Source organism: Candidatus Magnetominusculus dajiuhuensis, assembly GCF_046044395.1.
Taxonomy (GTDB): domain Bacteria; phylum Nitrospirota; class Thermodesulfovibrionia; order Thermodesulfovibrionales; family Magnetobacteriaceae; genus Magnetominusculus; species Magnetominusculus dajiuhuensis.
In genome coordinates this window covers 1-11,408 of record NZ_JBJUSG010000117.1, presented here as the reverse complement: position 1 = coordinate 11,408, position 11,408 = coordinate 1, and the positions used below count along the sequence as shown (strand labels likewise).

The window sequence follows — 11,408 nt, the reverse complement described above, 5'->3', positions numbered from 1 at the left end:
TAGGACATTTCTACTTTGGTAGAATAGGACATTTCTATTTTGGTATTACAGAAAATTCTCACCAGAGGATTGACAGCCTTCCCAATATTTTTTTAATATAGGACAGTGCGGAGGATAAGTCCATGACTGAGAGCGTGATATTTGACAGCCATTCGTATGTAAAGAGGCTTAGGGCCGTTGGCTTTACTGAGGAGCAAGCAGAGGTGCAAACTGAGGTCTTATCTGAGCTGTTAGAGGAAAGGCTTGCTTCCAGGCGGGACTTGAAAGAGCTTGACAATAAAATATCCCGTGACCTGAAAGAAATGGAGGTTCATCTGCAACGTGATTTAAAAGAGCTTGAAAACAATTTCAAACGCGACTTAAAGGAGCTTGAGTTAAAACTATCTGTAAGGCTCGGCACCATAGTAGCAGCCGGAATAGCGGGTGTAGCTGCTGTTATGAGGCTATTATCACATTGAATACAGTTGATAAAAAGGGCGTAGAAGTGGATAACGTAAAAAGTGTAGATGCTCAAATGCCTCGTTTGCAGGTGGTTGCATTTTCGTACAAGAAGGAAGACTTGAACACAAGAATTCCTTTAAAGCTCCAGGAGAAAGAGTATATTGCATATCTTGAATCTATAATCAAGATGTATCCTTTCTTGGTTGTTACAGGGTTAAGGGTATTAACTGAAATAAAAATCAAGGAGAGCTTGGACAGTAAAAATATTAAATATTACGAAAACATTAGGCGGTTTATTGCGTATTCTGTCAGAAAAATTCTTAGTACCCATAGAAACATTGAATATTCTATATGATTTTGCAGAATTTGAAAACATAGCGTCTCATGGATATGAGATATCTCAAGAAATAGCAAAATGGGCACTAATCGTAATCCCTTAGTTCTTAAATCAGTTGTCTTTAACAACCAAATCACCCTAAGAAGCCCAAGCACAGCGGAAAGCGCAACGAGGCCAGTAACGGTAGAATTCTTAAAGGGATGGCGCTGCTGCTGACCATTTAGCTTTTTACCTATTGTAAAAAGGATAACAACTGTAAGCTAACCCAAGAAAATTCTCACCAATATCATACCAAAATAGAAATGTCCTATCGCCCGTCTTTCGGTACACAACGCTTCGCTTTCAGGACATTTCTACAAGCAACCCAACGATACATAATTGTAGCATGATACATTTATGTATCACATCAAAGCTGATATTATCCATATATATCAATGTATTACGTTCTGGCATGAATCCTGATATAATTTTAATAGATTTTGATGTAGTTTTAACACAATTTTAACGGCACTTTAGGACAGTACGCGCGATTTGCAGGTAGAGAGCCGCGATAACATGGCACTTGCAGTGTTGCAAGGCCGCAAGGTTGCACAAATACATACACAGGTAAGGAGAGAAGTCATGAAACGATCTAAAGTCAGGAAGCGGTATGCGGGAATTTTTATTTTGCTGTTCGGGTATTTCCTTTTGTCCACGGTTGTGCCTGCCCTTGTGTCGGCTGAGGACCAGGGCGCGCCAGCGCCGGCGGCATCTCCGGTGCCAGCAGCAGCGGTGTCACCGGCGCCAACTCCCCCCCCGAAGGCCGACCCTTCGGGGGCAAATATTGGCGGGGCGGCTGACGTAGTGGGCGCATCGGCCGGGGCACCAACAGCCGATGATTTAAAAAACATGAGCGCTGCTGAACCATTGGCTGCAAAACTCGCCGACGTAAGCGGCCACAACAGGATAGCCATCAATTTTATGTGGACGCTGTTGTGTGGATTTCTCGTGTTTTTCATGCAGGCCGGATTTGCCCTTGTTGAAACTGGTTTTTGTCGGGCCAAAAACGCCTCGCATACGATGGCCATGAATCTGATGGTATTTTCGTTGGGCGCTGTCGGCTACTGGGTAATGGGTTACGCCGTGCAGATGGGCGGGGTAGGGGCAGTGGCCTCCCTCGCTGGCGGTACGGGGTTGATGGATGGCGAGTTCACAATCAAGCTGTTTGGCAAGGAGTTTGGACTATTCGGTACGAAGGGGTTCTTTTTGTCGGGAGACGCGTATGACGCATCGGTATATACGCTCTTTCTCTTCCAGTTGGTTTTTATGGATACGACAGCGACGATACCAACCGGCGCTATGGCGGAGAGATGGACGTTTAAGTCATTCGTTGTCTACTCGTTCTTTATTTCCATGATAGTGTATCCGCTGTACGCCAACTGGGTATGGGGCGGGGGCTGGCTTTCGCAGCTTGGAAAGAATTTCGGATTGGGGCATGGCACCGTTGACTTTGCGGGATCAAGTGTCGTTCACATGTGCGGCGGGGTTGCCGCCCTTGCCGGAGCGATTGTCTTAGGCCCGAGGATTGGGAAATACAGGGCAGACGGGACACCCAACGCCATTCCCGGCCATCATATTCCCATGGCGGTACTTGGCACTTTAATTCTGGCCTTCGGGTGGTTCGGCTTCAATCCCGGAAGCACGCTGGCAGGCGGAGACTTGAGGGTATCCGTTATCGCTGTAAACACACTGCTTGCCATGGCTGCGGGGGCATTTTCGGCTATGATATACATGTGGATATTTTACAAGAAACCGGACATCTCCATGTCAGCCAATGGACTTTTAGCCGGGCTTGTGGCGATTACCGCGCCGTGTGCCTTTGTGAATTCCACAAGTGCGGTGATTATAGGGCTTGTTGCGGGAGTGCTCTGCAGTATGAGCGTCTTTATTGTGGAGAGAACGCTTAAGGTAGATGACCCTGTAGGGGCGGTATCAGTGCATGGCGTTAATGGGGCATGGGGCCTTATAGCAGTTGGGCTTTTTGCGGACGGCACCTATGGCGATGGATTAAATAATGTCACTGGCACGGTGAAAGGACTGTTCTACGGAGACGCCTCACAGTTAGGAGCAGAGATAATAGGCATCTGTACGAACATTGTCTTCGTGTTCATCGTAATGTATGTATTTTTTAAGGTGCTTGATAAGATAGTACCATTGAGGGTCTCCGAGGAGGTCGAAATGGAAGGACTTGACCAAAACGAAGTAGCTGTAACCGCGTACCCGGATTTCGAGGTGCGCAGAAGTACTCACAGATAGTAAACAGACAGAACATATGATGGAAAAACCCCCGCGTCAGTAAGAGCGGGGGGTTTTTTTGAATAATAAACGTTGACAGACCCGACGTCTCGTGTTATTGAAGGTTCGTGTATGGCAGACTTCAGGTTCTCTGAATTTGAGGCAACCAATTTTACACAATTCGACGGTTTGTAATTCTTTGACGTGCAATGCTATAATGGTGTCCTTAGAGCTATGGTAGTGTTCGTATATTTTATAGAGCAGCCAGAGAGGTTAAATTGACTGAAGCAGTCCCATTCAGGGGTTTGTTGTATGACCCTGAGAAGGTCTCAATGTGTGACGTAACGGCACCGCCTTATGACATTATAACGGGCGATATGCTGCAGAGGCTCTATAATCGCGGCCCGTATAATATAGCGAGGGTGGACTGCGGCATAGAGACTTCCACAGACGGCGGTAATCTGACGAAGTACCTGCTGGCCTCCGAAAATCTTAGAAACTGGATAAATGAGGGCGTCATAAAGTTCGGCGACAGGCCAGCTTATTACCTCTATGAAACGGTCTATGAATCCGAAGGCAAAAAAAAGACGATGAGAGGCATATTTGCCGCAGTAAAACTGTTCCAGCCAGGTAAGGGTATCTACCCGCACGAGATGACTCATTCCAAACCAAAAGAGGACAGGTTCAACCTGCTTCGCATCTGCAGGGCTAACACAAGCCCGATTTTTTCCATCTATAATAATCCCGATATGAAGACAGCCGATGTGCTGGGCAGCACCCTTAATGAGAAGCCATATATCGAATTTACCGATGACGACGCCGTTGTCCATAAATGCTGGATAGTTAATGACCAGTTGGATATTGATACAATCAGACACGGCCTGTGTGGAAAGGATATTTTTATCGCCGACGGCCATCATAGATATGAAACCGCCCTCAAATACCAGCAGCTTATGAAAGAAGGCTCCGGCGATTCGGACGCCGCGTATAATTACGTGCTGATGCTGCTTGTAAACACCGCTGAGACGGGGATAACGATTAAACCTACGCACAGGCTGCTATCAAAGCTACCTGATGGTGCGCTTGATATGTTAAAAGAGCAGTTCGACGTGACACGCCTTACCCCCGGCACTGACATATTAAAGGCCATAGCGAATAAGACGTACACCTTTGGGATGCTCCTCAGAGGTGGACAATTTTATACGCTTCAATACAGGGGAAAAACACCGCCCGGAGTTTTAGGCATAGACGTGATTATATTGCATGAAATAATTTTCAAAAAGTTGTATAATGTCAGTGAATTCGGATATGACATGGATATGGCAAAGACGATTGCGAAGGTTGAGGGTGGGCAGGAAGGCCAGCAATATGAAGCGGCCTTTTTTCTCAATCCCACGCGCGTTGAGGACATTGAGCTGGTGGCGAGGGCGGGCTTGAGGATGCCGCCTAAGTCAACATATTTCTATCCTAAGATACCGACAGGCATAGTGATTAACTATTTTGATAAGTAAAGCATTAATAAGTAGCAGTAAAACGTCAGGAGGCTTTGTCTCCGAATAATTATCCGGAAAGCGAAGGGGCTTATGAAAGGGTGTGGGCTGGAGTTTTGACAGATGGCCCGCGGTCGACTATGCCCCCTGAGCGATGGAGGAGGTTCGTATGGCTGTAAAAATAGGTGTAAATGGATTCGGAAGGATCGGCAGGAACTACTTTAGGGCGTGCATGGAATCGAAAGAGATCGAAATCGTGGCAATCAACGACATCACAGACGCGAAGACCCTTGCCCACTTGTTGAAATATGACTCGGTAGTAGGCAATCTCCACGCCGATGTATCCGCCAAAGACGACGCATTGATTGTAAACGGCAAGACCATAAAAATAACGGCAGAGAGGGACCCTGCGAATCTTCCGTGGAAGGCGATGGGTGTTGAGATAGCCGTAGAGTCAACCGGCCTGTTCACAAAGAGGGACGCGGCAACGAAGCATCTGACTGCTGGCGCTGGCTGGGTATTGATTTCAGCCCCTGCGTCCGACGAGGACATCACCGTATGTATGGGCGTAAACAATGAACTGCTTGACCCGGCAAAACACAAGATAATCTCCAATGCCTCGTGTACGACGAACTGTCTGTCGCCAATCTCCAAGGTATTACACAGTGAATTCGGTATCGTAAAGGGCCTGATGACCACCGTGCACTCTTATACCAACGACCAGAGACTGCTTGACCTCGCGCACAAAGACCTCAGAAGGGCGAGGGCGGCGGCACTTTCCATAATTCCTTCAAGCACTGGCGCGGCTAAGGCTATTGGCCTTGTGCTTCCAGAGCTAAAGGGCAAGTTAGACGGGTTTTCGATGCGTGTACCAACCCCAAACGTGTCAGTTGTTGACCTTACCGTAGAGCTGAAGAAAGAGGCATCGGCGGCAGAGATTAACAGCGCTATGAAGGCGGCGGCGGACGGCCCGATGAAGGGAATCCTGCAGTATTGCGATGAGCCGCTCGTATCGTCGGACTTCAAGGGCAATCCACACTCGTCCATATTTGACCCGGCACTGACAAAGACAATAGGCAACATGGCAAAAGTAATCTCATGGTATGACAACGAATGGGGTTATAGCTGCCGCTTAAGAGACCTCACCCTCTATGTTATATCAAAGAGATAGGGGGACATTGCAATGGGTCTTAATAAAGTTGTAATAACTGACCTTGATTTAAAAGGCAAGCGCACTTTTATAAGGGTGGACTTTAATGTCCCGTTTGATGACAGTGGCAATATCTCAGATGACAACAGGATTCGTATGGCCTTGCCGACGATACAATTGGCGGTCAAAGGTGGCGCAAGGGTAATCCTTGCCTCCCATCTGGGCAGGCCTAAGGGGAAGCCTAATCCCAAGTTCAGCCTTGCCCCCGTGGCAAAACGGCTTGAGGAGCTGCTCGGACAGAAGGTGGCTTTTGCCTCTGATTGCGTTGGCCCTGAAGTTGAAAAAACCGTTAGCAACATGAAGGATGGCGATGTGATACTCCTTGAAAACGTCAGATTTTACGCTGAAGAGGAGAAAAACGACCCTGGTTTCTCAGAAAAACTGTCGAGACTTGCCGATGTATACGTAAATGACGCCTTTGGCACTGCCCACAGGGCGCACGCTACGACCGAGGGTATAACGAAATTCGTAAAGACGGCGGCTGCGGGGCTTCTGATGAAAAAGGAACTCGAATACCTGATTGAATCCATAAACAATCCGGTCAGGCCGTTTGTGGCAATAGTAGGCGGAGCGAAGGTGTCGGGTAAGATCGCCGTACTTGATAACCTGGCCGGCAAGGTCAACAAGGTTATCATTGGCGGAGGCATGGCCAATACGTTTTTCATGGCACAGGGCTACGAAATAGGCGATTCGCTGTGTGAGGCTGAAATGCTTGATACGGCCAGGTCTATAATGGAAAAGATGAAGGCCAACAATGTGGACTTCCTGCTGCCGATAGACTGTGTGATAGCGCAGTCCACGGAGCATGGGGCAGAGACGAAGGTTGTCTCTGTAAAAAATGTACCGGCTGGCTGGAAGATACTTGACGTAGGGCCTGAGTCGTCGAAGCTGTTTGCTTCCGCTGTGGCAGATGCAAAGACCATAGTGTGGAACGGCCCGATGGGGCTGTTCGAGATAGATGCGTTTTCAACGGGCACGTACTCTCTGGCGAAGGCCGTGGCGGCCTCAAGCGGGACGAGTATCATAGGGGGCGGGGATTCGGTATTGGCCGTCAAGAGGGCCGGGGTTGCTGATAAGGTCTCGTTTATCTCTACGGGAGGCGGTGCGTCGTTAGAGCTTCTTGAAGGGAAGGTACTGCCCGGGGTTGCGGCGCTCTCAGAGAAAAAGTAAACTATATCATACACATTAAAAAAGGCTTGGGTGCACTGTCCTCAGGCCTTTTTTTTGGAGTAACGCTGGCGAGATTTACGGGGTGAAGGGGGGGTTACCCCCCCTTCGTCGTTAATCCTTTAATCTTTTAATTCTTAGTTCAACAGCTCCTTCATAGCCTCTGCCAACTCATCTGGGTCTATGGGTTTATCCAGAAACAAATCAGGTAAGGACAGATACGGTTTTATATTTGCCTCTTTGTCTTTGAATTGTTTCAGCATCTGTTCTCTTTCAAACAGCAATATCTTGCGATACGAGGCAAAGCGCAGGAAGACCTTGTCTATTGTGCTGTCCACATTGTCCAGCAGACGCTCCATCTCCTTTATGACTTCCTTGTTGTCAATTTCCTTACGGGCATGTTCTATAAAGCTCAGGGCAGAGCTTAGTATTATAATCGGAATATCTCTTGTCTCCTTTTTGCCCCTGATGTCCTGTAAGGCGCTTATGCCGTTTTTCTTAGGCATCATAATGTCTAAAATGATGATGTCAGGGTTTCCCTCTGTTGCCTTTTTAACCCCTTCCTCACCATCTGCCGCCGTAAGTACGACATACCCCTTTTGTTCCAGGGCTATTGTTAGAAATTTTCTTGCCGCCTCATCGTCATCAACTACCAGTACGCGTTTACCCATTGTGGTTCTCCTTTTGTTCGTTATTATTTAGTTGCTGGCGCTGTGGAAGCGCTATCGTAAATTTCGTCCCTCTGCCCAACTCTGAATCTATATCAAGCCTCCCACCGTGCTCTTCGATAATCTTCTTTGTTATGGACAGCCCAAGGCCGTTTCCTTTAGAGTGTTTTGTAGTATAAAATAGTTTAAAGATATTTTTCATATCATCCTGCCCAATCCCGCAGCCGTTGTCCTCCACATCTATGCAGACGTAACCGTTGACGTCGAGATACGTGTTTATGGCGACCTTGCCGCTTGCCCCACTATTATATACTTTATCTCTGCATGTATCAACAGCGTTGCAGATGAGATTCATCAACGCGGTGTGAACCGCCTTATAATCGAACATCGCCTCAGGAAGGGAATCTCCCATACGGGCGGCGATTTCGATATCGTTAATCTCAGAACAGGTCTGAGAATTCCGGCAGGCGTCAAGAATCTCCCCTATGAGGGTGTTAATGGAATACGGCTTAATTTCGAGCCTGTTAAAGCGCGACAGGTCGAGCAGGCCGCAGGTGAGGTCTTCCATGCGTGCGATGCCGATTTTCGTCACGTCCCAGCCCTTTTTTATCAGGTCGAGGTTGTCGTTTTTGAGGGCGGATTCGATAATATATTTTCCGCCTTTAAGGGCATTGAGGATATTTTTCGCGCCGTGAATTATCTGCAATATTGCCAGCCCGATTGCCGCCTGCTGTGCCTGTTCGGCCATTTTCCTCTCGGCTTCTATTCGCATTTCAAATTCTGTTTTCAGCACGATGTTAGCGGTTTCGAGGTCTGTAATGTCCCTGTACGAACGCAGGCAGGTGATGATTGCGGTGTAGAGTTTTTGCACTGTAAGGTCGCTCTTCTCCAGAAAACCGTTGATGTCGTAATTGACGATAACCGACTTTTCGGGGGCTATGCCGGGCTGCCCCGTCCTTAATAATATCCTGACGAATCGGTTTTTCAAATCTTCACGGACATATTTCGCAAAGTTCAACCCTGCCAGATCGTCTTCCATCACGACATCAAGCAGGACAACGGCCATATCCCCATGCTTCACTATCAGTTTCCTTGCCTCGGCAGCCGAGGCCGCAAACAGGAGCATCAGGCCCCTGCCCTGAAAAGTAAACTCTGCCAGAGACGACTTTGTCGCCCTGTGCACCTCGACGTCGTCATCAACGATAAGCACCTTCCATACCCCAGCCTGATGAGCCGACTGCTGCTCATCCTCTTCGTAAAACGAATAACTCTCCTCTTTCTTTTCCATAGTAAGATTATATCCTCATATCTTCAAGGTAGTTCCCTTGGTATAGTGATAACAAAACTTGTCCCCTCGCCCTCAATAGTCTCACATTCAACTTCTCCCTGTAATGTCTTTTGCACGATGTTAAAGACGATATTAAGCCCCAGGCCGCTGTTTCCGCCTTTGCGGTTCGTTGTGAAAAATGGGTCGAAAATCCTGCACACGACATCGTTGGCGACCCCTTTGCCGTTGTCGTTGAACATTATGACTATATTTTTTTGGGTCTCTATTACATTTATATCTATCTTTCCTTTAGAGTCTTTATCAAAGGCGTGGGTTATCGCATTGGTGACAAGATTGGTGATTATCTGGGCAAACGCACCGGGATAGCTATCAAGCTCCAAGGACTCATCGCAGTGTATATGTACCTCAAGCGAGGTCTTTTTGAGTGTCGGCCTCAGACTCATGATAATATCCTCAAGGTATTCCTTCAGCTTGAACCTGCGCCGCTGCTGGCTTGTCTGGTCTCCTGAGACCATTTTAAAACTCTTAACCATGGCCGATGACCTGAGGAGATTCTTTAAGATAATATCGCTGTCTTCAGATGCCGATGAGAAATAATTTTCGAGTTTAGACTTCGACAGTTTATTCTGGTTAAATAATTCTACAATCTCTCTGGTTCTGTCCTGAAGGTGGGAAGCCGCCATTACGCTGTTGCCAATGGGGGTATTTATCTCATGGGCAACGCCGGAGACCAGTTGCCCAAGGGCTGCCAGTTTTTCTGATTGAATCACTTTTTCCTGGCTGAATAACAGATTTTCGTTCGTGTGTTTAAGTTCGTCAAGGAGTAGTGCCTGTTTTTCCTCAGCCTGTTTTCTCAGTGATGTATCACTAAACACGATAACCGCTCCCATCAGACGATGGTTGTCATCAAAAATCGGGGTAGAGACATACTCTACCGGGAAACTCGTGCCGTCCTTTCTCCAAAACACCTCTCCATCAACGCGATAGACCTTGCCATCAAAAAAAGTCTTATATATGTTGCACTTGTCAATATAACAGGCTACATCGCCCGTATTGGGATGGTGAATTACGTCATGCTGTTTCTTTCCAATCAGCTCTTCGGGGTGCCATCCGGTCATCTTCGTTGCCGCGGGATTTACAAAGGAAATAAGCCCATTTCTATCAAGGCCGAAGATACCCTCACCCGCTGAATTAAGGATCATCTCTTTGCGCTGCTTTAGTTCCCTGAATGCCTCCTCAGCACTCCTTCTGGCGATGATACCGGCAAGGGTATTGGATACCGCAACTAAAAACTCCTCTTCCAGTTCACTTTTCTTGTGCCCTTCTTTGAGGTACAGGTTAATGACCCCAATGAGCTTGCCTGTAAGTATGATAGGGACACAAAAATGTCCATGCTGTGTCATGTTATCAAATGTAATATCGTGGCGGCCATCTATACAGTCCGAAAAGACGATTTTACGGGTAGCCGCCGCCTTCCCACACAGGCACTTGCCAAAGGGCACCCTGCTACAAGCCTCAAGCAGCTCTCTTGAAAAACCCTTATGAACCTTCAGCTCAAGGACTTCCTCCGTCTCTTCGACAAGGAAGATAGAGCCTTTGGACTCCAGCCTTAACCATGAAAGCGTCATAATCTTGTCCAGAATCTTGTCCATCTGTTCAGTAAGTGAAATAGGTTCCAGAGATATGCCAAGTATAGTGTTTAATACGCTTTGAATAAGGTATTGCAGCTCAAGTTCTTTTTCTGTCTTACTGTTATAGAGGGCGATTTTTATTACGGCATAGAGTTCACTTTCGTTGAATGGTTTTAGTATGTATCCATAGGGGTTGGTCTTTTCGACACGTTTTAAGATATTGTAATCAATATAAGCGGTAATATAAATAATTGGGATCTTATATCTGTCCTTAATCAACTTTGAGGTCTCTATCCCGTCAATATCTCCGCGAAGGTTGATATCCATCAGCACGAGGTCGGGGACGGATTCCTCAACCTTCTGAAGCGCATCCTCGCCAGAGCTGACAGTACCGGCCACCCTGTACCCCCACCCCTGAAGCAGCTTTTTTATCTCCAGAGATACAACGACCTCGTCATCAACTACGAGAATGCTTTTCTTTCCCATAAGCCCCTTCACAATATCATATTGTCTGTTCCATCCAACACAACACCACGCGCTATTCTATCATAAAATGAAATATTTCATAAATCAAATAAACGCTCAGGGCATACGCATTTGAAAATTGCAACAGTAATTTCCTCTCCTGGATTGCTGCCTTCGCTGGAATGACAGAATAAAAAAACATGGGAATGACAGACAACAAATGAACGCCTGAATATGTCACCGCCCTCATTTTTTGTCAGTGCCGCCCTCATTTTTGTCATTCCGGCTTGTCTGGAATCTGTCCTTATGCCTCAGAATAGGCAAAATCATCAAGAAACACCCACCTAAGGGAAGATTCCGGACAAGCCGGAATGACGCAAAGGGACAACAGACTGTGTCACAATAGTAAAGCAGCCCCCCCCCCCGGTGTTTTTTTT

General features: G+C 47.1%; 9 protein-coding genes. 6 read left to right on the top strand and 3 right to left on the bottom strand.

Annotated features, from left to right (window positions below; all coding sequences use genetic code 11):
* The first annotated feature begins 122 nt into the window (after window positions 1-122).
* The 6 genes from AB7D94_RS13840 to AB7D94_RS13815 all read left to right on the top strand — a co-directional run bounded on the left by AB7D94_RS13840 (window position 123) and on the right by AB7D94_RS13815 (window position 6,922).
* Complete coding sequence (locus AB7D94_RS13840; RefSeq protein WP_420266512.1) at window positions 123-458, top strand: hypothetical protein; 336 nt, start codon at window positions 123-125, stop codon at window positions 456-458.
* Window positions 455-796 (top strand): hypothetical protein, encoded by a 342-nt coding sequence (locus AB7D94_RS13835; RefSeq protein WP_420266511.1) that lies wholly within the window; start codon window positions 455-457, stop codon window positions 794-796. Before AB7D94_RS13840 ends, AB7D94_RS13835 begins: the two co-directional genes overlap by 4 nt.
* 603 nt (window positions 797-1,399) lie before the next feature.
* The gene (locus AB7D94_RS13830; RefSeq protein ID WP_420266510.1) at window positions 1,400-3,073 is read left to right on the top strand and encodes an ammonium transporter; all 1,674 of its coding nucleotides are present in this window, start codon (window positions 1,400-1,402) and stop codon (window positions 3,071-3,073) included.
* 257 nt (window positions 3,074-3,330) lie between these two features.
* Window positions 3,331-4,563, top strand: a complete 1,233-nt coding sequence (locus tag AB7D94_RS13825; protein ID WP_420266508.1) for a DUF1015 domain-containing protein — start codon at window positions 3,331-3,333, stop codon at window positions 4,561-4,563.
* A gap of 148 nt (window positions 4,564-4,711) precedes the next feature.
* Entirely contained in the window at window positions 4,712-5,713 is a 1,002-nt protein-coding gene (gap, locus tag AB7D94_RS13820; RefSeq protein WP_420266507.1) for a type I glyceraldehyde-3-phosphate dehydrogenase, read from the top strand.
* A 12-nt stretch (window positions 5,714-5,725) separates the two neighbouring features.
* Complete coding sequence (locus AB7D94_RS13815; RefSeq protein WP_420266506.1) at window positions 5,726-6,922, top strand: phosphoglycerate kinase; 1,197 nt, start codon at window positions 5,726-5,728, stop codon at window positions 6,920-6,922.
* 134 nt (window positions 6,923-7,056) lie between these two features.
* On the opposite strand, the gene AB7D94_RS13810 is transcribed toward AB7D94_RS13815, so the two are convergent.
* From AB7D94_RS13810 to AB7D94_RS13800, 3 genes are read right to left on the bottom strand one after another with little or no spacing between them, the layout of a single operon-like run.
* The gene (locus tag AB7D94_RS13810; protein ID WP_420266505.1) at window positions 7,057-7,590 is read right to left on the bottom strand and encodes a response regulator; all 534 of its coding nucleotides are present in this window, start codon (window positions 7,588-7,590) and stop codon (window positions 7,057-7,059) included.
* Window positions 7,583-8,875, bottom strand: a complete 1,293-nt coding sequence (locus AB7D94_RS13805; protein ID WP_420266503.1) for a sensor histidine kinase — start codon at window positions 8,873-8,875, stop codon at window positions 7,583-7,585. Before AB7D94_RS13805 ends, AB7D94_RS13810 begins: the two co-directional genes overlap by 8 nt.
* A 23-nt stretch (window positions 8,876-8,898) precedes the next feature.
* Entirely contained in the window at window positions 8,899-10,992 is a 2,094-nt protein-coding gene (locus AB7D94_RS13800; RefSeq protein ID WP_420266502.1) for a response regulator, read from the bottom strand.
* Window positions 10,993-11,408: the final 416 nt, after the last annotated feature.